The sequence below is a fragment of the Terribacillus halophilus genome, assembly GCF_900101385.1.
Taxonomy (GTDB): Bacteria; Bacillota; Bacilli; order Bacillales; family Amphibacillaceae; genus Terribacillus; species Terribacillus halophilus.
Genome location: NZ_FMZB01000002.1, coordinates 359,842 through 381,258, shown reverse-complemented (window position 1 = coordinate 381,258; position 21,417 = coordinate 359,842). Strand labels below are relative to the sequence as shown.

Annotated in this window: 27 protein-coding genes; 18 read left to right on the top strand and 9 right to left on the bottom strand. The window is 45.8% G+C overall.

Annotation, left to right across the window (positions count from 1 at the left end; all coding sequences use genetic code 11):
• Positions 1-45 precede the first annotated feature (45 nt).
• The 9 genes from BLQ53_RS05140 (at position 46) to BLQ53_RS05100 (ending at position 5,856) form a co-directional block, all read left to right on the top strand.
• Positions 46-1,131 (top strand): DNA alkylation repair protein, encoded by a 1,086-nt coding sequence (locus BLQ53_RS05140; protein ID WP_093726200.1) that lies wholly within the window; start codon positions 46-48, stop codon positions 1,129-1,131.
• Between the two features lie 12 nt (positions 1,132-1,143).
• Complete coding sequence (locus BLQ53_RS05135) at positions 1,144-1,728, top strand: LOG family protein (protein WP_093726199.1); 585 nt, start codon at positions 1,144-1,146, stop codon at positions 1,726-1,728.
• A 125-nt stretch (positions 1,729-1,853) separates the two neighbouring features.
• Positions 1,854-2,741, top strand: coding sequence for a helix-turn-helix domain-containing protein (locus BLQ53_RS05130; RefSeq protein ID WP_093726198.1), 888 nt, complete (start codon positions 1,854-1,856; stop codon positions 2,739-2,741).
• A gap of 1 nt (position 2,742) precedes the next feature.
• A complete protein-coding gene (locus tag BLQ53_RS05125) occupies positions 2,743-3,312 on the top strand; it encodes a hypothetical protein (protein WP_093726197.1) in 570 nt (189 codons plus the stop codon).
• 97 nt (positions 3,313-3,409) lie between these two features.
• A complete protein-coding gene (locus BLQ53_RS05120) occupies positions 3,410-3,763 on the top strand; it encodes a VOC family protein (protein ID WP_170829580.1) in 354 nt (117 codons plus the stop codon).
• Positions 3,760-4,338: an AAA family ATPase gene (locus BLQ53_RS05115; RefSeq protein WP_244499259.1), complete on the top strand. Its 579-nt coding sequence runs from the start codon at positions 3,760-3,762 to the stop codon at positions 4,336-4,338. Before BLQ53_RS05120 ends, BLQ53_RS05115 begins: the two co-directional genes overlap by 4 nt.
• Before the next feature lie 71 nt (positions 4,339-4,409).
• Entirely contained in the window at positions 4,410-4,898 is a 489-nt protein-coding gene (locus tag BLQ53_RS05110; RefSeq protein ID WP_093726195.1) for a YbaK/EbsC family protein, read from the top strand.
• A gap of 96 nt (positions 4,899-4,994) precedes the next feature.
• Positions 4,995-5,522, top strand: a complete 528-nt coding sequence (gene lepB, locus BLQ53_RS05105; protein WP_093726194.1) for a signal peptidase I — start codon at positions 4,995-4,997, stop codon at positions 5,520-5,522.
• Position 5,523: 1 nt separating this feature from the next.
• Complete coding sequence (locus BLQ53_RS05100) at positions 5,524-5,856, top strand: CHY zinc finger protein (RefSeq protein ID WP_093726193.1); 333 nt, start codon at positions 5,524-5,526, stop codon at positions 5,854-5,856.
• A 17-nt stretch (positions 5,857-5,873) separates the two neighbouring features.
• Here BLQ53_RS05100 and BLQ53_RS05095 read toward each other — a convergent pair whose 3' ends face one another.
• The gene (locus BLQ53_RS05095) at positions 5,874-6,320 is read right to left on the bottom strand and encodes a DUF2975 domain-containing protein (RefSeq protein WP_093726192.1); all 447 of its coding nucleotides are present in this window, start codon (positions 6,318-6,320) and stop codon (positions 5,874-5,876) included.
• A 59-nt stretch (positions 6,321-6,379) separates the two neighbouring features.
• Complete coding sequence (locus BLQ53_RS05090) at positions 6,380-7,546, bottom strand: cation:proton antiporter (RefSeq protein WP_093726191.1); 1,167 nt, start codon at positions 7,544-7,546, stop codon at positions 6,380-6,382.
• 256 nt (positions 7,547-7,802) lie between these two features.
• Here BLQ53_RS05090 and BLQ53_RS05085 point away from each other — a divergent pair, with 256 nt between their 5' ends.
• Positions 7,803-8,999 (top strand): AGE family epimerase/isomerase, encoded by a 1,197-nt coding sequence (locus BLQ53_RS05085; RefSeq protein WP_093726190.1) that lies wholly within the window; start codon positions 7,803-7,805, stop codon positions 8,997-8,999.
• A gap of 58 nt (positions 9,000-9,057) precedes the next feature.
• Positions 9,058-9,609, top strand: coding sequence for a GNAT family N-acetyltransferase (locus BLQ53_RS05080; protein ID WP_093726189.1), 552 nt, complete (start codon positions 9,058-9,060; stop codon positions 9,607-9,609).
• 31 nt (positions 9,610-9,640) lie between these two features.
• Here the strand turns inward: BLQ53_RS05080 and BLQ53_RS05075 are convergent, their stop codons facing one another.
• From BLQ53_RS05075 to BLQ53_RS05065, 3 genes are all read right to left on the bottom strand, one after another.
• Complete coding sequence (locus BLQ53_RS05075; protein ID WP_093726188.1) at positions 9,641-10,873, bottom strand: L-lactate MFS transporter; 1,233 nt, start codon at positions 10,871-10,873, stop codon at positions 9,641-9,643.
• Positions 10,874-10,983: 110 nt separating this feature from the next.
• Positions 10,984-11,709: a LytR/AlgR family response regulator transcription factor gene (locus BLQ53_RS05070; protein ID WP_093726187.1), complete on the bottom strand. Its 726-nt coding sequence runs from the start codon at positions 11,707-11,709 to the stop codon at positions 10,984-10,986.
• A gap of 2 nt (positions 11,710-11,711) precedes the next feature.
• Positions 11,712-13,376 (bottom strand): sensor histidine kinase, encoded by a 1,665-nt coding sequence (locus BLQ53_RS05065; RefSeq protein WP_170829579.1) that lies wholly within the window; start codon positions 13,374-13,376, stop codon positions 11,712-11,714.
• A 315-nt stretch (positions 13,377-13,691) separates the two neighbouring features.
• Between BLQ53_RS05065 and kduI the strand changes: the two genes are divergently transcribed.
• The 4 genes from kduI to BLQ53_RS05045 all read left to right on the top strand — a co-directional run bounded on the left by kduI (position 13,692) and on the right by BLQ53_RS05045 (position 17,539).
• Positions 13,692-14,522 (top strand): 5-dehydro-4-deoxy-D-glucuronate isomerase, encoded by an 831-nt coding sequence (kduI, locus tag BLQ53_RS05060; RefSeq protein ID WP_093726186.1) that lies wholly within the window; start codon positions 13,692-13,694, stop codon positions 14,520-14,522.
• Between the two features lie 12 nt (positions 14,523-14,534).
• Positions 14,535-15,311 (top strand): 2-dehydro-3-deoxy-D-gluconate 5-dehydrogenase KduD, encoded by a 777-nt coding sequence (gene kduD, locus BLQ53_RS05055; RefSeq protein WP_093726185.1) that lies wholly within the window; start codon positions 14,535-14,537, stop codon positions 15,309-15,311.
• A 215-nt stretch (positions 15,312-15,526) separates the two neighbouring features.
• On the top strand, positions 15,527-16,531 hold the full coding sequence (gene kdgT / locus BLQ53_RS05050) for a 2-keto-3-deoxygluconate transporter (protein ID WP_093726184.1): 1,005 nt from the start codon (positions 15,527-15,529) through the stop codon (positions 16,529-16,531).
• A gap of 57 nt (positions 16,532-16,588) precedes the next feature.
• Positions 16,589-17,539: a sugar kinase gene (locus BLQ53_RS05045; RefSeq protein WP_093726183.1), complete on the top strand. Its 951-nt coding sequence runs from the start codon at positions 16,589-16,591 to the stop codon at positions 17,537-17,539.
• Between the two features lie 35 nt (positions 17,540-17,574).
• Here the strand turns inward: BLQ53_RS05045 and BLQ53_RS05040 are convergent, their stop codons facing one another.
• Positions 17,575-18,336, bottom strand: a complete 762-nt coding sequence (locus BLQ53_RS05040) for an IclR family transcriptional regulator (protein WP_093726182.1) — start codon at positions 18,334-18,336, stop codon at positions 17,575-17,577.
• A 96-nt stretch (positions 18,337-18,432) separates the two neighbouring features.
• Between BLQ53_RS05040 and BLQ53_RS05035 the strand changes: the two genes are divergently transcribed.
• The 3 genes from BLQ53_RS05035 (at position 18,433) to BLQ53_RS19355 (ending at position 19,956) form a co-directional block, all read left to right on the top strand.
• Positions 18,433-19,092, top strand: coding sequence for a bifunctional 4-hydroxy-2-oxoglutarate aldolase/2-dehydro-3-deoxy-phosphogluconate aldolase (locus BLQ53_RS05035; protein ID WP_093726181.1), 660 nt, complete (start codon positions 18,433-18,435; stop codon positions 19,090-19,092).
• 55 nt (positions 19,093-19,147) lie between these two features.
• Positions 19,148-19,363 (top strand): hypothetical protein, encoded by a 216-nt coding sequence (locus BLQ53_RS05030; protein ID WP_093726180.1) that lies wholly within the window; start codon positions 19,148-19,150, stop codon positions 19,361-19,363.
• A 329-nt stretch (positions 19,364-19,692) separates the two neighbouring features.
• Entirely contained in the window at positions 19,693-19,956 is a 264-nt protein-coding gene (locus BLQ53_RS19355; RefSeq protein WP_342005084.1) for a GNAT family N-acetyltransferase, read from the top strand.
• 36 nt (positions 19,957-19,992) lie between these two features.
• Here BLQ53_RS19355 and BLQ53_RS05020 read toward each other — a convergent pair whose 3' ends face one another.
• Genes BLQ53_RS05020 through BLQ53_RS18715 form a run of 3 tightly spaced genes read right to left on the bottom strand, consistent with a single transcriptional unit; the run spans position 19,993 to position 21,390 of the window.
• On the bottom strand, positions 19,993-21,042 hold the full coding sequence (locus BLQ53_RS05020; RefSeq protein WP_093726179.1) for a glycoside hydrolase family protein: 1,050 nt from the start codon (positions 21,040-21,042) through the stop codon (positions 19,993-19,995).
• A 41-nt stretch (positions 21,043-21,083) separates the two neighbouring features.
• Positions 21,084-21,287 carry a hypothetical protein gene (locus tag BLQ53_RS05015; protein ID WP_139180844.1) on the bottom strand — a complete coding sequence of 68 codons (204 nt, stop codon included), beginning with the start codon at positions 21,285-21,287 and terminating at the stop codon, positions 21,084-21,086.
• Positions 21,256-21,390, bottom strand: a complete 135-nt coding sequence (locus BLQ53_RS18715) for a MerR family DNA-binding transcriptional regulator (protein WP_139180843.1) — start codon at positions 21,388-21,390, stop codon at positions 21,256-21,258. Before BLQ53_RS18715 ends, BLQ53_RS05015 begins: the two co-directional genes overlap by 32 nt.
• Positions 21,391-21,417 lie beyond the last annotated feature (27 nt).

Sequence of the window (21,417 nt, the reverse complement as noted above, 5' to 3'; positions counted from 1 at the left end):
TTTTCCTGTAGAATATTAGACAAAGATATCCTGGAGGCGATAAAGGTGGCAGAACCTCTGAAAGCCATATATACGAGAAAATTCCTGGAAGGTTTCGCCTCCAAGGTGAAAAAATCCTATCATGATTTCGATGACAGCGCGTTCGTGGGAGGAGTGATGGATGGGAGCTGGGAAGATCTCGAGTTAAAAGGTCGGATCCGGAAGATCAGTCAGGTACTCGGATCTTACCTCCCAAGGAATTATCCGGAAGCTATAGGTATACTGCTGGCTATCCAGGATCAGTGTGAAGGGTTCCCTTATTTATTCTTCCCGGACTTTGTAGAAGTTTTCGGGCAGGAGCCAGAGCATGAGGAACTATCGCTTCACGCTTTAGAGCAATTTACGAAGCGATCGACTGCTGAATTTGCCATCAGGCCATTTCTGATCAAATCACCTGGGCGGATTATGAAAAAAATGGTGCAATGGGCGCAATCAGATGATCATCATGTACGACGTCTGGCAAGTGAAGGGTGCCGCCCAAGGCTCCCGTGGGGACAGGCGCTCAAGCAGTTCAAAGCAGATCCGAGCCCTATTTTCGAGGTGCTGGAATTATTGAAAGCTGATACATCCCTATATGTACGAAAAAGTGTCGCCAATAATTTGAATGATATTGCCAAGGATAATCCTGATCAGGTCATTAGGACGGCCAAAAGCTGGAGCGGATTTTCCCCAGAGACAGACTGGATCATTCGGCATGGATGCCGCACTTTGCTGCGGAACGGGGAACCGGAGGTAATGGCTTTATTCGGTTATGAGAAAACAGTTGAAAATCTAGAAGATGCCATGATAGCTATGGATCGTCATCGCGTAAACATTGGAGAATCAGCCAGTCTGACGTACTCCTTTAAAGTGGGGAAGCAGACAAAATTACGATTGGAGTATGCCATCGATTTTATTAAAAAGCGCGGGACCTCGCGGAAAAAATTCCTCCTCTCGGATCGGGTATTTAAAGAAGGAGAAATCGTGACGAAAGAACGCGCCCATAACTGGAAAGACTTGACCACCAGGATTCATTATCCGGGCGTGCATCGGATTGCCTTGCTGGCAAATGGGGTAGAAATAGCGCACACTGACATTGAACTGATCAAGTAAAGGAGTGGAACGATGAAACGGATTGCAGTATTCTGCGGCTCTAGCGAGGGTGCAACGCCTGCATACATTGCTGCGGCTAAAGAATTAGGAAAAACATTGGCAGACCAAGGTCTGACACTTGTATATGGAGGCGCGAGTGTAGGATTGATGGGAGCTGTGGCGAATGGAGCGATGCAAGCAGGGGGGCATGTCATCGGTGTGATGCCTGATTTCCTGGAGAAGCGGGAAATCGTGCATTCCCATGTGTCTGAGTTGATCGTCGTTTCTTCCATGCATGAACGAAAAGCGAAAATGGCAGAGCTTGCTGACGGCTTTATGGCACTTCCTGGCGGTCCGGGAACACTCGAGGAGTTTTTCGAAATCTTCACATGGGCACAGCTCGGATTGCACCAGAAGCCACTCGGTATCCTGAATGTAAAGGGTTATTATGATTTGCTGGTGAACTTATTCGATCACATGGCGGATGAGCGTTTCATGCACGAGAAATATCGCGCAATGGCGTTGGTAGATGCCGACCCGGCAATTCTCCTGGATAAATTCCGTCAATATGAGGCACCCGAAGTTAAAACATACATCAGAAGGACAGAGCAGACGTGACGACGTCTGCTTTTTAATTTTTTCCTCCTGGGATCCTACCTTCAAATCCCGTTTTCCAATTAAGCAAAAATTATCAAAAAAGAATCATATGCTTACGATAAGCTGTAGTCATAGGAGGAGATTGGATGTTAGCTCATGAATCGGCCATACAAACCGCAATTTCTTTCATAGAAAATAATTTGCATGAGTCTCTCACAGCGGATCAAGTCGCCAGTCAAGCTGGCTTCTCCAAATACCATTTCCATCGATTGTTTCAGTCTTCTGTTGGGTTGTCGTTCACAGATTATATCCGTCGGAGAAGACTGGCTGGGGCATCGGCTGCACTGCTGCATACGGAGCTTGGAATACTTGATATCGCATTCATGTATCAGTTTGAGTCTCAAGAGGCATTTACCAGGGCTTTTAAAAAGCATTACAACCTTCCGCCAGGAAAATATCGACGCATGATGCGGGGAGCACTGTATCAGAAGGAGGAAAAGATGGAAGCAAATCAAGTAAGGGGATGGATGTTAAGCGGTTCCGATCCCTATAATTATGAAATGGGTATTGACTATAAACGGGTACATCAAGGGAAGGCATCGGGCTACCTAAAGTCAAAGACGGTCATGGGGGCAGAAGAGTTTGCGACTATGATGCAGCAGTTCAAAGCGAGCAAATATTTGGGTAAAAGGATACAGCTGACTTGCTTCATCAAAACCGAAGATGTCCAAAGCTTTGCCAGCATGTGGATGAGAGTGGATAATACATCCGAAGATATAATCCAATTTGATAATATGAGCAATCGCCCGATTAAGGGTTCGACCAATTGGACCCGATATCGTATCGTACTCGATATCCCGGAGAATAGCGCGGTCATTTCCTTCGGAGTGATCTTATCCGGTAAAGGCAAAGTCTGGGCGGATGGCTTCCGATTTGATGAAGTAGATGAATCGGTTGAGACAACGAATTTGGATATGACTTATGAACTGCAAGATGAACCAATCAACCTAGCTTTCGAGGAAGAACTGGACTGATATGCTTGATATGCTGATCAACGTCATCCAGCTCATCTTATTGTATTGGAAACAAGGCGTTCCAAGTGAAGTGTTATTCGTATGGATGCCAATGCCATTTTTGCTTATGGTATCTGAATTGATCACCCGTCGCGTTCTCAAACAGCCCTTGCATAGAGCTTCTGCTTACGTAAAACTCTTAGGTACATGTATTGTTTTGAGTGGAGCATGGATCGCGTTGCTTCCCGGCTTGCTTCATATTGCGGGGGAGCTCCAGATGATCTCCATCACCTTTTCCCTCGATGACGCTGTGATATTGGCAGGCATATCCTTAGCGATTGCAGCCTGTCTGCTTCCGCTGTCTGTCATATGGATTAAGATAAAGCATCGTGTGATGAAATACTTCTATGTTGTTGCGAGCGGCTTAATCTATACGATATCATTGCACATTGCAGCGGGAACGGAAACAGAATTGCCGCTGCTGATTAATATACTATTAGGACTAGCGTTCTGCGTGCTGGCAGTTGCCGTACCGAACTTGAATTATGCAGAGGAACAAACGACACATCACCTCAAAGGACAGCATACATAAATGCCGGTCCTTTTTTTATGCGCTCATTCTAACCTATTACCTATATTGCCAGTATCTTTGCTATGGTAAAATATTCAAAAAGAGGAGGCGTTGCAGTGTGTCAGATTTCCGAATTGGCAGTGTATTCGTGCATGTGAAAGATGCGAACAAAGCAGCGAATTGGTATGCAAATCTTTTAGGCAAGCCAGAGCCAGAGCCTGCAGCAGGTCCAGTGCAGTTCATGGAAACAGCCGACGGAAGAGGGCTCGTCATTGATGATAACCGAAACAATGCACCAGGTATCCGGCCGGCGTTCATGCTCGAGACAACAGATATCCGTTCGGCATATGAACGTGTCACCTCCCAAGGGGGCAGGATCGTTAGGGACTTGGAGGAAGATGAGGTTGTCGCGTTCTTCAATTTCCAAGATCCTGATGGCAATATCGTCATGGTATGTGAGCAGCGTAAATGATCGTATGGATTAATGGGGCATTCGGCTCGGGCAAGACACAAACTGCAATTTCTCTTAAGAATCGTCTCCCAAATGCGTACATATACGATCCGGAAAAAGCGGGCTTTTACATAAGGAAGAACATCCCGGATTCGATGCAGAAACCCGATTTTCAGGAACATTCCCTCTGGCGGTCCATTGTACATGAACACCTTGCTTATTTAGCTGCAAATGCAGATGACATCATCATCGTTCCGATGACCATTACTGATCCGATTTACTACGAAGACACTATCGGCCGATTGCGAGAACAAGGCCATCAAGTTTATCATCTTGTGTTGGATGCTTCAGAAGAAACATTGCGCCAGCGTCTTGCCAAGCGGGGCAACGGACAGAATTCCTGGGCTGCCCAGCAGATATCGCGCTGTATACAAGGCTTATCAGATCCTTTATTTGAAAATAAACTGATAACAGATAACATGTCTATAAATGAGGTAGTCGAGGCTGTTAGCAGACATGCCGGTCTTCGCCTGCAGAAGGATCGACGCTCATGGCTGACAATCCGCTGGTTTCGAATCACATCAAGGTGGAGATAAGCCGTCAAATCCAATGTAAACTGTACTGTGATGTGCTATTAATATTGCTTAAAGTGTAGGTGACTTATGAAATGAGTATCGAAACCGTAAAAAACTATTTAGCGAATTACAATCGAAGCAGTGATATCATAGAGCTCGACCTGTCCAGTGCCACTGTCGAGCTTGCAGCAACCGCTCTCGGAGTAGAACCTGCACGAATTGCCAAGACATTGGCATTCAGAGGAAAAGAAGAGGCAGAATCTGTTTTGATTGTTGCGGCTGGGGATGCAAAAATAGATAATAAAAAATTCAAGCAGTTTTTCGGTGTAAAAGCACGGATGCTTTCAGCTGATGAAACATTGGAACAAACAGGTCATGCTGTTGGAGGAGTTTGTCCGTTTGGGTTGAAAAACGATCTGCCTATCTATATGGATGTATCCTTAAAACGCTTTGCCACTGTGTTCCCTGCCTGTGGAAGCAGTAATTCAGCTATAGAATTGACTTGTGAAGAGCTTTTCGAATATGGCAAAGGGAAAGAATGGGTGGATGTATGCAAGAGCTGGACCGGCGATACGGAATGATGTGTGTCAGAGATCCTGCTTTGCTTCTAGCTCTGACACTGCTAAACTAAGCATGTACCCTATACTTCACAAAAAGATAGGTTAGGAGAAAGAATCATGTCAGATAATAATACAAAAAAAGAGATATTTTCCTGGTTGAAAGCAATCGGGATCGCTGTTGTCATTGCTTTTGGCTGCCGGTACTTCCTGTTTACACCGTCAACGGTCCATGGAGAGTCGATGTTGCCGACGTACCATGATAGTGATCACGTCATTGTCAGCAAAGTTTCGAAGATAGAGCGGAATGATATCATTGTGTTCAACGCTCCCGATGCGGATGCTCATTATATCAAGCGGGTAATCGGCCTTCCTGGGGATACAATCGAAGTGATGGATAACGTGCTCTATGTGAATGGTGAGGCCCAGGATCAATCCTATATGCCAGAGGATATGGTAACGGGTGATTTCAAACTCAAGGAATTGACTGGCGAGGAGAAGGTGCCGGAAGGTGAAGTGTTTGTCATGGGTGATAACCGCACCAACAGTAAAGACAGCCGCATGTTTGGTTTCATTTCAGAGAAAGAAGTAATCGGAGAAGTGAAGATGACCTTCTATCCTTTCTCTGATTTCCACATAGGTAATTAATATGTGTCAGGTACATGGAAAGACAGTTGATGGGGAAACGAGATGTGAGCACTATCACTCCCCGTTGGATGTCATAGCAATCAAATTTGCCTGCTGCAATAAGTTCTATCCTTGTCACCAATGCCATGAAGAGACGGCCGGTCACCAAGCTAAAGTCTGGCCAAAAGACCAATTCGATGAACATGCCATACTTTGCGGTGTGTGTAAAACGACACTTAGCATTGACCAGTATAAGCATACAGATCATTGTCCAAGCTGTGAAGCAGCATTCAACCCAGGTTGTAATCTGCATCATCATCTATATTTCGAACAAATGGAAAGAGGCTGCCGTTAATTTGGCAGCCTCTTTGTCTATTCTGCTTTCCAGCTCAAAGCTTGAAGGAAAAGGCGATGTAAAAACACTGCAAATTTTGCAATTCCAAGACAAATCAGCAAGATGGATATCCCGATGACAGCCTTGCCAGGATGCAAAACGTGATGGAGCAGCAGGAAGATGATACCCGCTACGTAGATGCCGGCAATTAGGATTGCATGCCATTTTATGTGTGTGAGAGATTTGCAGGCGTTCATGGAAAATCCAGTTCTGATGATTCTCCAAGCCCCCAAGAGGGCAAGCAAAAATGGAATCAGCGTAACGTAAGTACCAAATAGCAGTGGTGTCCGTAAAAAAGCAAACGCTGGATTTTGCTGTACCAGGGTGTCTGCCATGGATGGCAGACAGAAGATGGACAGCAGCACAATGACGGTACCGATCAAAAACAGCATACCATGTAGCGTGACAGAGATGGGATGTCCCATGTCTGTCACATCCTTTTTCTACCAGTATACGGTATTCCGTATTTAATTACGATACTATTCTAAGATACGGACCGCTGCTCAGCCGTGTCGCCCGTACGGGAAAAGATGAACTTCAGCATGGAAGGTGTAACAAGTGTTGTCACGATGACCATGATGATGATGCTCGTATAATATTCCGGATCAAGTAAGCCAGAGCTCAGTCCAGTACCTGCAATGATTAAGGCCACCTCTCCGCGGGAAACCATACCGGTTCCGATTGCCAAGGAAGATCTGCCGTTGAAGCCGGTCATTCTTGCACCAAGTGCTCCGCCGAACAGCTTCGTCACAATCGCCATGATACTGATGAGCACGATGAATAGAAGCTGTGATCCAACTCCTTCAAAACTGATGTTCAAACCGATGCTGACGAAGAAAACAGGCACGAAGACGCCATAGGCGATCGGCTCTAATTTATGCTCGACAACTTCTTTATGCTTCGTCTGGGAAATGGCAATACCGGCTGCAAATGCGCCGATGATACCTGCAACGCCCATATACTCAGCAAAATAGCTGAACACAAGCGCCAGGATGATACCGGCTGAGACGATTGTTTCACTTACTTGGAAGCGGGCGAATAGTTTCATTACCATTGGAATCAGCCAAATGCAAGCGACGATGATGACACCGAAGAAGAGTACCTTTTTCCCGATCAAGGCCCCTAGACTGACTGATTCGCCTGTACCGAGTACACTCATCAATACGGCAAGCAATACGACGACAAGAATATCGTCAACGACAGCTGCCCCCAGGATTGTCGTGCCTTCCCTTGAATTCAGTTTGTTCATTTCCTTCAATGCCTGCACGGATATACTGACACTGGTTGCACAGAAGAGTAAAGCCATGAATAATGCATGCCCTTGACTCATATCGAATAGGAGTGCAAGGCTGTAACCGCCGATGAATGGGAAGAGCACACCGAGAACGGCAACAGTAAAAGCGGATTTCCAGTTTGCTTTCAGCTGTTCCAAATCTGTCTCCAAGCCGGCGATGAACATGAGGACAAGTACACCAATTTCGGAGAATTCATGAATGAAGGAAGTCTGCTGTATCCATCCGAGTACTGCGGGTCCGAGGATGACACCAGCAAGAAGCTCCCCCAGGACGGATGGCTGCCCGATTTTCAAAGCTAGCTGTCCAGCAATCTTTGTGAACACAAGTATTAAAGCTAAGTGTAAAATGAATTCCATATCTGACTCCTTCGAATTTTATTTATGCAATTCCAAGATACAAAAAAGGCATATCCGCCAGTTAACACTGTGGATATGCCTGAAAATGGACACAGAGGGGCCTGGGGTGGCAGGCTCCTCCGGAAATTGCATATGTAGTTAATTATAGTTACTCATTATAGAGCAGGATTAGGACGAAAACAACCACTTTTCATCTGTTTGTTGCTGGCAGAAACGGGAAAACAGGTGACGTAACCTACACAAGGGAGTGGCGGATGTGAAAAATACATTTGATTTTCATACAAAGCAAGGTCTCTATCAGCACATCGAAGAAACGCTTGCATTCTATTATCCGCAAGCAATTGATGATACTTATGGAGGCTATCATGAAGGTTATCATATGGATGGGACACTGACAGAGGAAACGGCCAAGCATATCGTCGGTCAGTCACGTCATTTATATAATTTCAGTGTCGGCTTTGAACTTACGGGCAAAACAGCGTATAAGCAGGCGGCTGAACATGGTATCACCTTTTTCCAAAGAATGATGCGAGATCAGGAATGTGGCGGTTATTATACGGAAATGAAAGATGGCAGCGTGACCGATGATAAGAAGCTGACCTATGGCCATGCATTTATTTTCCGGGCTGCAGTGGCAGCGGTGGAAGCCAAAATAGACGGCGCAGAAGAGTTGCTTGCCGACATATATCAGGTACTGGAAGAAAAATTCTATGAGCCATCCGCCAAACTTTATAAAGATGAAGCCACAAGGAATTGGTCCAGTTTCCTGGAATACCGTGGACAGAATTGCAATATGCACATATGTGAATCAGCAATTACTGCCTACGAGACAACCGGCCAGCAGAAATATCTGGATCAGGCAGTAAGCATCGCGGATCAAGTAACCAATAAGCTTGCTTCCCAAAGTGAAGGACTCATTTGGGAGAACTACGATAAAAATTGGATCAAGGATGAGCAATTCAACCATGGCCAGACAAGAGATGAATTCCGGGCATATGGATTCATCGGTGGTCACCAATTCGAATGGAGTAAGCTCTTGACTTGGCTCTATATCCATCAACAAGACAGCAGGCTGCTGGCACGTGCGGAAGAACTGTATCAAATTGGCTGGGATCATTATCACGATCCGCGCAATGGCGGCATTTTCTTTGCGATGAATCCTGATAAACTTCTCATCGATGAAGGGAAATCCTATTGGGTCATGGCAGAGACGCTGGCAGCATCCGCACTGCTCCATGGCCAGACAGGAAATGATGTGTATCGTGAGCATTATGAGGAGCTATTCCAATATGTACAGAAATCCTTCATCGATTCGGTGCATGGTGCTTGGTATCAATGGCTGACAGCAAATAATGGGGTCGAGGATGAAGTGAAAAGCCCTTCACCGAAGTCGGATTATCACCCGATCAGTGCAAGTTATTTGATTGCGTCCTATCGTGGAGAGGATCTGTAGCATGCTGCGCAGATCCTTCTTCCTATTGCTATAATGAGAAGGAAGGGGGAGGACAAGTATGTATGAAAGTGAAAGGTTGCAAATCAAGCCATTAGAGATAAAACATGCGAGTGAGCTCTTGGATTTGAATTTGCGGAACAGGGAACTTTTCGAATCTATTTCACCTGTGGAACGCAGTGATTCGGACTATGACTTGGAGAAATATCAAAAAAATATCGAAGCTGCCAAGAAGGATTGGAAGGAAGACATACGATATGAATTCGGAATATTCCTGAAACATGATGACTATCTGATAGGAACCGTTTCTTTATTTTTCATTGAGCGAAAGACAGCGGAAACATGCATGATTGGCTATTCACTGGATGAAGGACATAATGGAAAGGGCTATATGACAGAAGCTGTACAGCTTGTACTGGATTTCGCTTTTGGAGAAGCAAAGTTCCATAGAGTCGAAGCAGGTGTCATGCCGCGAAATCTGGGGTCAATCGCAGTTCTTGAGAAATGTGGTTTTCAAAGGGAAGGCTTGGAGCGGGACTTGCTGCGGATCAATGGTCAGTTCGAAGACCATTATAAGTATTCCATATTGGCGACAGATGCACGTACAAAGTAAAACCAGGAGCAATCTTTGCTCCTGGTTTTAGTTAATGCTGCTGCGATGGAATAGGGCGTGCGTGCCGTCTCCGCTCGCGGTCTTCTTTAGCAGCAGCTGGCTGCTGCGGGCTGCGAACTGTGACTGCAAGTAAGAAAGAAATGATGCAAAGGACGCCGATGGCTATGAATGTTGGCTGGAAACCGCCGAGCAGTGATGCAAGGAATGAGCCACCCAGTGCCCCGATTCCAAAACCTTGGTAAATCACGCCGTAATTTTTGCTTTGATTTTTCAATCCGAAATAATCAGCAATGATCGTCGGGAAAACAGTGATATTTCCACCGAAGAAGAAAGCAACGGCAGCCACACAGACGAAGAACAGCGTTGTAGACAATTCCACCATGCTTAGTACAGCGACAGCTCCTGCGGTGACAAGCAAACCTGCTGCTACCAAGTATAGGCGTTCCACTTTATCGGATAATGCTCCCAGCACGACTCTGCCAGTTGTATTACAGATGGCTACGACTGCGACGGCGTTGGCTGCTGTTGCTGCCGAAAGACCAGCAAGTTCCATGCCGGCATCTTTGACGATACCGATTAAATACAAACCGCTCATGCATGCTGTCAGGAAGATGACGAATAAAATGTATGCTTGTTTTGTATGGAGCATTTCCTTGATCGTGTAGTTTTTATTTACAGCTCCAATTTTTGTTTCCTGTGGAAGGATGGCGTCTTTAAGGAAGAATGCTCCGCCGCTGATCAGGATAAGCGCTGCAATACCCCAGATGAGGAAAGTGCCTTGCACACCTAGAGAGGAGAGCAGTGTTTGGTTGATGTATTTAAAGACAAAACTGCCCGTCCCGAAAGCTCCTACAGAAATACCGGATATGAGACCTTTCTTTTCCGGGAACCATTTGATGACATTGGATAATGTCGTGATATAAGCAATACCGTTGGCAAAACCGACGACTACGCCTGCCAATAGATAGATGAGCCAAAGTGATGCAGCAAATGAGCTTAGAATCAATCCTGTCCCGAGCAAGATACCAGCAAGGATCACCAGTTTCTTGATTCCTAGTTTATCCTGCAGCTTTCCCCCGAAAAGAGTCGATACAGCCAACGCGAAGCTCGTAATCGAGAAGGTGATTGCGACCGACGAGGCGCTCCATCCATATGCATCAGCCAATGGCTGGTTGAATAGACTCCATGTATAGATAGTACCAAGACCAATTTGTGTGATAATCGTGCCGAGAACGATCAGCCAGCGATTAGTTTCCGTTTTCATGAGAGATCCCTCATTTCATCTACGTTGTGTTGATGGTTATATCATATCCGCTGCAGACGTATTTGAAAGCGGTTTCTCGTGAGTTGCACGCATGGTGGAATGAATGGTACTTAAAGGCGCATGATCTGTCTGAATGATTTTGCTTTACTCCTGCTGACCGGAATCTGCTCGTTCAATCCCTTCATTTTGACAAGATACGTATTATGGAACCAAGGCAGAATTTCATGTATCTTTTCCGTGTTTACAATATAGGAACGATGACAGCGGAAAAACGTATCTGTAAGAAACTGCTGTTCGAATGTACTGATGGAACCAGGGTAGGTATATACTTCGTCTTTTGTATGAACATTCGTCTGTTTTTCATCGGCTTCGGCATACGCGATATCTTTTAAATTGATTACATAAATCTTTTCATCTTTCCAAACATTGAGCCGTGCCGGTGCCTCTGCGGTTTCTGTCCTTTCTGCTTGGGTACGCTGTGATTCAAGCTTCTTCAGCATTGCAGCAACTCGTTCCTCACTGTAAGGCTTTAATATATAGTCGAATGCTTCCAGCTCGAATGCCTTGGCAGCATGTTCTTTATAGGCAGTTGTAAAGACGATGATCGGCTTATGCTTGAATTTGGCTAGACTCCCGGCTAGCATCATGCCATCCAGTGAGGGTAGATTGATATCAAGGAACAGGACATCCGTCGTGTGCTCCTGAAAATATTTCAGCACATCCAATCCATCATCGAAGCAGTCTGTCACTTTGATGGAACTGTATGTATCGATCAAGTATTGCAGTTCTTCTTGTGCTGGGAATTCATCTTCTGCAATGATTGCGCGTAACGTCATGTTCATTTCCCTTCCTTTACTGGTATATCAAAGAAAATCTCGGTACCGGGATCAAGCAGATTGATAGTCAGGCCTTTACCGTAGATCAGACGGACGCGCTGATGCACATTTGCAAGCCCGATATTTTTCATACTTGCTTCATCCCGATATAGTTTGTCGACAATTTCCGGATCGATGCCAACACCTGTATCCCTGATACTGATACGGGTAAAATGACCCTTATCTTTGACAGAGAGATAGACAGCACCTTGCCATTTGCGTTTTCGTACACCGTGGTGGATCGCATTCTCCACCAATGGCTGCAGCAGCAGACTTGGTACTTTTATCTGGACGGGGTCGATAGCATACACGATCTGCAATTTGTCACCGAAACGGGATTTTTCAATTTCCACATAATCGCGTACCTGTTTGAGCTCCTCTTCAATGGCGATCATTTCATCATGAAGCTCTAAGTTATAACGCAAATAGCCAGATAAGTTATGGATCAACTCCCGTGCCCGGTTTGGATCTCGCCGCGTAGTAGAGGCAATCGCATTCAGGGAGTTGAAAAGGAAGTGCGGATTGATTTTCGACTGGAGCGCCTTAAGCTCGGCTTTATTGGCAGTCTCTTTGATCTGTTCGATCCGGGAGATTTCCATCAGATTGGAAATGATCTGTGCCAATCCTATTCCAAGTGTCTGCAGGGAATCGGTGATGCGATTTTCCTTTTCGTAATAAATTTTCAAAGCACCTGTAACCTCGTCCCCTTCTTTAAAAGGAACGATCAGCAAGCAGTGCATCTGTGGCAGATGATGATCGTCCACTTCATTTCTGATGACGATTTGCCCGCTGGACAAGGCTTGCTTTGTCATGTCACTGACAATGGATGTCGTATCCCGATAGCGCTCCTCACCCAGACCATAGTAAGCCACGACTGTTTCGGTATCTGTTATGGCCACTGCATCTGCGCCGATCTCTTCCCTGATGATCTGACAGATGCGCTGCAAGGAAGCAGGTGTGATGGAACGAAAATGCGGAAGCGTCTTATTGGCGATATCCAAGGCGAGTTTTGCTTGTGCAGCAGCAATCTGTTTCTTTTCTCCTTCGATATTATGGACGAGCAGGATGAGCAAGCCGATGCTGATTTCGCCGACCATCATGGGAACGGCAATCTGTTCGACGATGGAAATTCCTTGGGATCTCGGTTCTCCGAGTGCAATGATCAAAAGCATGGTCAATGCTTGACTCAGAACACCTGCAAGGATCCCTACATACCACCATCGATGCTTTTTGATCCTCAGATTGATGAAACCAGAGGCAAACCCGGCGATCACACTGGTGATCAAGCAAGGCAAGGAAGTGATGCCGTCCATATCGATCAAATAACGGTGAAGTCCGGAAACGATACCTGTAATGACACCAACCCACGGTCCGAATAATATTCCGCCTGACAAGATAGCCACGGTCCTGATATTGACAAGGGAGCCTTCCACTTCGATTCCGGAATACGTCCCGAATATGGCAAAGCTGCAAAAGACAACTGTCAGTACGGTGATCTCACGAATCGAATGATTTTCCTTCTGGAGAATTTCCTTGAAGCCTTTGATTTTAGTCAAGAAAAACAAGATGATCAATAGCAAGGCCGCACGTTCAAAAATCGATATGATCATTTCCAAAGTTGAATGCATAGGTGTAATCCCTTTCATCTGTATTGATAATAGTTTATCAGAAATTTAAACTGGAAGGGAATGGATGTGATAATGATTGACGAGAAGAATGATAGATTCATTTGGTTAGAATTCCGGTGTGTAAATAATATGTCATCATGCATAATGAGGCTGGATTTATCCGTATGAAAGCGCTATAATTAGTATAATGAAACATCGTTCCGTATAATGGAACAAGATGAATCTATCAACCCTGTTTGTATCATTATTTCAAATATGAATGTAAGGGGTTACATTGGGTGTTGGCAACTACAAAAAAGTAAGGAGATGATGATGATGGAACTACGATATTCGACTCATCCAGAATACGCGAAGACATTTACAACCGAGGAATTGCGCAATCATTATTTAGTTGAGGAACTTTTTGTGTCAGGGGAAGTCAAGCTTGTGTACAGCATGGAAGACAGGACAATCATCGGCGGTATCCAGCCAGCCGGAAGTGCAGTTGCTTTGGAAGGTTATGATGAAATCAAAGCAGATTACTTCCTGGAAAGACGGGAAGTCGGCATTTTCAATATTGGGGGCAATGGAACAATCACCGTTGATGGAGAATCTTATGAAATGGCGAATAAGGATTGTCTGTATATCGGCAAAGGGAAACAGGAGCTGCTTTTTGCAAGCAATGATGAAACAAATCCTGCTAAGTTCTATTTGTTTTCTGCTCCAGCTCACACGTCCTACCCGACCAAACACGCATCATTCCGTGATATTCCAGGAAATGCAATGGGCGCAAAGGAAAGTGCAAATGAGCGTGTCATTCGCCGTATCATTCATCTGGAAGGCATTCAAAGCTGTCAAATCGCCATGGGCATCACGATTCTAGAGAGTGGAAGCGTCTGGAATAGCATGCCGACCCATACGCACAATCGCCGGATGGAGGCCTATCTGTATATCGATTTGGATGAAGATGCACGTATGTTCCATTTGATGGGAGAACCGAATGAAACACGTCATCTTGTCATGAAAAATGAACAAGCTGTCATCTCACCGCCTTGGTCCATCCACTGCGGCAGTGCAACAAGCAATTATGCATTCATTTGGGCAATGGCTGGTGAAAACAAAACGTATACCGACATGGATCAGGTGTCGATGGATGAGCTTCGCTAAAGGGGGATAACAATGAGTTTGATGGATTTTTCCATGGATTATTTCAGTTTGACCGGCAAGGTGGCAATCGTGACAGGAGGCAGCAAAGGGCTTGGGCAAGGTTATGCAGTCGCTTTGGCAAAAGCGGGTGCTGATGTCTTTGTCGTCACCCACAGAGATGATTGGGAGGAAACGAAGGCGCTGATCGAAGAGGCAGGAGGCAAGGCACACTTCCATCAGGCTGATCTGACAGACAGAGAAAAAGTGAAGCAGGTTGTGACAAGCTGTGTGGATGTGTTCGGCAAGGTCGATATTCTCGTGAACAACGCAGGTACAATCATCCGGACACCACTGCTGGAGTACAAGGAAGAAGATTGGGATAAAGTCATGGAAGTCAATCTGCATGCTGTTTATTTGCTAGGACAGGAAGCAGCGAAAGTGATGGCCGAACAAGGCGGCGGGAAAATCATCAATGTTGCATCCATGCTATCATTCCAAGGGGGCAAATTCGTACCGTCTTATACAGCCAGCAAACATGCTGTCGCAGGACTGACTAAAGCCTTCGCCAATGAACTGGGAGCCTACAATATCCAAACGAATGCAATTGCACCGGGGTATGTGGCGACTGCTAACACGGCGCCGATCCGTGCTGATGAAAAACGGAATGCCGAGATTCTGTCCCGTATACCAAGCGGGCGCTGGGCCGATCCGTCTGATTTGATGGGGGTAGTCGTGTTCCTGGCAAGCCGTGCGTCCGATTATATGAATGGCCACGTCCTTGCGGTGGATGGAGGCTGGCTCGCGAGATAAATAAGCTTTGAAGGCATGCATCGGTGTTGTTTGACGGGAAAGAGAGGTTGAGAGGACTGGGAAGGTGACCAAAGATCTGGAGAATCTTTGTGTATGCCACCCTCTCATTCCAATGATCTGGTCGATCATTATAAAAATAGCATATCACGTAACGTGATTCAAACATCTCAATTTCTTTTGCTCGATTACCTATAAGGAAAGGTAAGGGATGCAAAATGAAAATAATGAAAACGATGGAGAGGATTCCTGGCGGGCTCATGCTCGTACCGTTATTTTTAGGCGCAATCATCAATACCTTCGCGCCGAGTTCGGCGGAATATTTTGGGTCATTCACTGGCGGACTCATGACGGGTACGATTCCGATCCTAGCTGTGTGGTTCTTCTGTATGGGGGCAGGTATCCAGTTGAAATCGACTGGTACGATTCTGCGGAAATCCGGAACGCTCGTTATCACGAAGATTGCCGTTGCATGGGTCGTCGCGATCATTGCAGCACAGTTTCTGCCTGAAGGCGGTATTCAGACTGGTCTATTCGCAGGTTTCTCCGTCCTGACACTTGTTGCGGCCATGGATATGACGAATGGCGGCTTGTATGCATCGATCATGCAGCAGTACGGATCAAAAGAAGAAGCTGGGGCATTCGTCCTCATGTCTTTGGAATCCGGCCCGCTTATGACGATGATCATCCTTGGTTCGACAGGTCTGGCTGCGTTTGAACCGCAAGTATTCGTCGGTGCAGTACTTCCATTCCTAGTCGGCTTCCTGCTTGGCAACCTGGATAGTGATCTACGGGCTTTCTTCAGCAGAGCAACACAGACAATGATTCCGTTCTTCGGTTTTGCGCTGGGTAATTCCATCGATCTGGGCGTCATCCTGGATACTGGGCTTGCAGGTATCATCCTTGGTGTACTTGTCATCGTTGTTACAGGAATTCCGCTTATGATCGCAGATAAATATATCGGCGGAGGAAACGGAACAGCAGGTATCGCAGCTTCCAGTACAGCAGGCGCAGCAGTTGCCAACCCGATGATCATCGCCACGATGATTCCGGAATTCATGCCGGTTGCAGAAGCAGCTACTGCGCTTGTGGCAGCATCTGTAGTTGTTACGTCCATCCTCGTGCCGATCATTACGGCTTATTGGGCGCAGTATATGAAAAAGAAGGAAAATGGAAAATCGGATGATATCGATCCGAATAATATCAACTCAAATACTGTATAACACAAACGGAGAGGCATATACAGTATGTCTCTCTTTGCATAAAGGAGACGTTGACAGATGAGCAGGATTTTAACAATCGGGGAACCAATGGCGCTGTTTGTTGCGGAACAGGAAGGGCTGCTGGATGATGCTGAACGCTTTTTCCGTTTCATCGCGGGAGCAGAAGTGAATTTCTCCATCGGAATGGCACGCCTTGGACATCAGGTGACGTATATCACGCAACTGGGCTTGGATCCCTTCGGCAGGAACATTCATAAATTTTTACGGAAAAATAAGATTGATACCTCCTATATCGGCTATGAATCAGAGTTTGTGACGGGGATGCAATGGAAGCAGAAAGTCAAGAGCGGCGATCCGGAAGTTTTCTCGGCGAGGAAGAATTCTGCAGCTTCGCATATGGACAAAAAGCTGATCAAGAAAATAAAATGGGCAGATTATGATCTTCTCCACCTTACTGGTATTCCGCCAGCTTTGTCGGATAGCTGTCGGGAACTCGTTTTTCAAATGATGAAGGAAGCCAAGGAGAATGGGCTGCAAGTATCATTCGATCCAAATCTTCGGCCGGGACTATGGCCTGATAAGCAGGAGATGGCACAAGTCATCAATGATCTTGCCAGCCAAGCGGATATCATCTTCCCGGGTGTAGCGGAGGGAAGGCAATTGACTGGCAAAAAAGATGTGCTCGATATTGCAGCGCTTTACCATGCAGCTGGCGTACCGACGGTTGTATTGAAGCTTGGTGCAGAAGGTGCCTTCACAAGCTGTGCGGATGGTACGCAATTTTATACAGAAGGGTTTCCAGTCGAAGAAGTCGTCGATACGGTTGGAGCGGGAGATGGCTTTGCAGTCGGCGTTGTGAGCGGTCTGCTGGAAGGACTGGAGCTGCCGCACAGCATTACAAGGGGCGCTGCCATTGGTGCAATGGCGGTCATGTCGCCAGGGGATAATGACGGTCTGCCAAATCGGGATGAGTTGTTGCATTTCATGAAACGGGAGCCGATCGGATAAAAGAAGAAGGCCTTCCGCTTGGGGGGCCTTCTCCTCTACTTAGTATAGCCTAATGCATGGGAAATCTCCCTGCTGCAGGCTTTTACCTTACGAATCAATTCGTCATTCACTCTGTCCATTGTCACACGGTTGCTTGGCCCGGATATGCTGAAGCTCGCCACGATCCGATGCTCATGGCTGAAAATCGGACCCGCTATACAGCGGATACCTTCTTCATTTTCAATATTATCGAGAGCATATTCTTGTTGCCGGACTCTGTTTACTTCGGCGTACAGCTCTTCCTTGGAAGTAATCGTACGTGATGTGCGCGGTGTAAAAGTAGTAAAATCAGCTATTTCATCCAGCCTTCTTGCCGACATGCCGGATAAAAGAACTTTGCCGACAGCTGTACAGTACATTGGTGCTCGGTTACCAATCCTGGAATACATGCGAATCGTTTGATTGCTTTCGAGCTTATCGATGTAGACGATCTCGCCTTTATCCTCGATGCATAAGTGAACAGTCTCATTGACATCTGCACAAAGCTGTTTCAGATAAGGTTTGGCCACATTGGCGATATTGTTATTATTCAAGACGCTGCGCGCAACATAAAGTGTTTGTAACCCGACCTTATACTTGTCTGACTCTGGATCCTTTGCGACATAATTCATGTCAACAAGCGTTGCCAGAAGCCGATGCGTCGTACTCTTCGACAGGTCGACCAGCTTAGTCAGCTTCGCAATCGGCAGACCATCGGGATAATCGGAAAGCGTATTCAAAATAGTCAAGGCACGTTCGAGTGATTGCACATTGGACATAGATATTACTCCGTTTCTATTGCATTCATTGCTTACTTCTATGATACGGGAACGGGTGGAGTTTGTAAATTCAGTACACATACGGAGGGAAAACCAATGAAAAAAGCAGAAGTACTAGCCAAGCTTACCGACCAAGCTATTGTAGCTGTAGTCCGTGCCGATTCACCGGAGCAGGCAGTCCGGATTTCCGATGCTTGTATAGAGGGAGGTCTTACAGGAATTGAAGTGACATTCACTGTTAAGGACGCTGATCGAGTGATCAAAGAGCTCTCTGCCCAGTATATGGGGAACACAGAAGTAGTCATAGGAGCGGGGACAGTGCTGGATAGGACAACGGCCCGCCTCGCCATACTCGCAGGTGCCAGTTTCATTGTGAGTCCGACATTCGACGCGGAAACTGCCAAGCTATGCAATCTTTATCAGGTTCCTTATTTGCCGGGCTGTATGACGATCGGAGAAATAAAGCAGGCGATGGAAGCGGGAGCTGATATTATCAAGCTCTTCCCGGGAAGTGCTTTCGGTCCAAGTTTTATCAAAGCGGTAAAAGCTCCGCTACCACAGGCGAATATCATGCCAACAGGCGGAGTAAGCTTGGAAAATGTCGGCGATTGGCTGAAGAATGGGGCGGTAGCTGTCGGGGTTGGCGGCAATCTAGTAGCTCCTGCTGCGACAGGAGACTATGACAAGATTACATCGATTGCCCAGCAGTATATCCAAAAGGTAAAAGAAGCAAGAAAAGATCGTGTGAATATTTGAACATGGGTCAAGCTGCCTTGCACATAAACTGAACACGGAGGAGGGGGCTTGCTTCGTGTCAGCAAAAAGGCGGGAAATTGTAATCGTTGTTGTGAAAGCAACTGCTATTTATTCATTTGTGATAATTGATATTGCCGCGGGTACGGGGTTTTATTTAGCTGCGAAGCTCTTAGGGTCGGGAGTGATTATTGCTTCGATCTGCAGTATGGCAGGTGTGGAGAGTTTGAAGAGGGGGCCTGCATTAGCGCGCAATTTTATAAGAAAAGGATAAATCCGTAGAAGAATATATGGTAGAATTAGGATAATTCAACTAGTTTCGGAAGTTAGGAGTCTTCCGCAGCTTTTAAGGAGGCGTTCATATGGAAAAATTTAATCTAGTAAGTGAGCATAAGAAAGAGGTAACGCGCTGCTAAAAAGCTGTTTGGAAGGGGGATGACTATTGACAATTTAGATGTGAAACTCATCGAAGTAAACAGTGATAACTGCTATTATTGCTGTCAGCCGCATGTAACTGGGCATTCATAGAATCAGATGCAAATAGCACAATCAAAATTTGAACCTACATTAAGGCCATATGCCATTAGTTCGGATGAAAAGATCGTGTTCAATATTGGAAAAGAAGGACTTGATGGGTATTGGATATATAGGTTAATGATCGATGAAAACTATCAAGGCAGAGGAATAGCAAGATTGGCTGTGCAATTGATGATCTCAGAAATAGCAAAATTACCAGACGGTGCTAAAGTTGTTGTCGGATACCATTCCAATAATAAAGCTGCCCATCATTTATATGCCAGTCTTGGTTTTGTTGATAACGGAGATAGATTCGGAAAAGAAATGGCTGTCATTAAGAACTTAAAGTAACAAGAGTAAGAAGGAATGCAAAAAATGCATTCCTTCTTACTTTGCTTTGGTTTCATCAACCCGCATATTGCCGACGGTAAAATAGAATGGTGCAGGGAAAGGAGGTTTTTTTCCTCGTTTAAGCCGATAGCTCGCTTCATTAAGCCAATAAATAGATTTATTGATAGCCGAAAAGAATACGATCAGCTCTCCGCTGTCATCTACGCAAAGACAGGATCCGAAAATGCCATTCTGATACCAGTCATCTCCAATATCTGCTTTAATCAGCGGTTTTGGTTCTTCTGTCCAATCTGCTCTTGTGAAGCTGGCAGTCTTACTTTTGAATAACCAAAGGTCCTGCGGTTTATATGTGTCCTCACCAAAAGCATTGCCGCAGCGGCTGACAAGTAAATAGTACATATCATGAATCCGTTTCGGTTTTGCATGTGTGAATGCATCCTCTCTAGTGAAAAACAGCCGTGGCTTCGTCCATGTATCAAGGCCATTCTCACTCTCGGCAGCGTATACCTCGTGCATCGGGATATCCCCTTTGCCAGGTTCGTGCGGCGTCGCTGCAAACCACATCTTCCATTTACCTTCGTCATAAATCACCTTAGGGGCAAGGACACTATCATTACGTACAGTTCCTACCATCACTGGTTTTGGGTGACGAAACCATCTGCTGTGCCTCATTTCCAGGCAGCCGATTGAATAAGGAGATTCATTTCCCAAGACATTGCTTGCGCTCCGGCCGGTGTAGTAGATGCGGCGAACAGGCTCTCCATTCACTTCTCCCTCCACATAACATGGTTCATGCAATCCGTACCGATCCCAAGCTGCTTCCTTCGGCTGAGGCAGCAAAGGCATCGCTTTATGTGGCTTTCCAGGGTAAGTGGAAATTCTCCAGGCATTAGCTGTCGTCAGCGGTTCTCCTTTTGGGAGACTGGCACTGAACAGGTTATTTTTGAAGTTGCGCTGAAACCCGCCAAAAAACATCCACCACTGGTCATCTATTTTTTGCACGCTAGGATCACCTAAACCTAGCAAATTGCGGATGGGCTTATAGCCATCCAGCATCGAATATAATAGATTTGGTTTTGTATCCATCCTAACCACCTCACTAGCAAGCAGTATGGACGGAAGATGCATTAACCATACCAGGCATTATCGTCTTGCAGAACAGAAGCTATCCTTTTTGCTCCAGCCATGGTCCTTCCGATAATTTTTTGATCGATAAAGTCTAAGACAGTTTGTAAATGAGCCATCTGATTTCTTAATTTTTCCTTGTCTTGAAGCATGCCTGTAATTAACTCGGGATGCTCATGCATATTGCTTGTTTCGGTGATATCCAAGGTAAGATTTCAACTCTTCTAAGCTAAATACAGCTTTCTCATAAAAACGAATGGTATCGATGCTTAAACCAGAAAGCGTACTCGCTTGTTTGATTGTATACATACGTCCGCCTCCTTCATGTATAAGCTT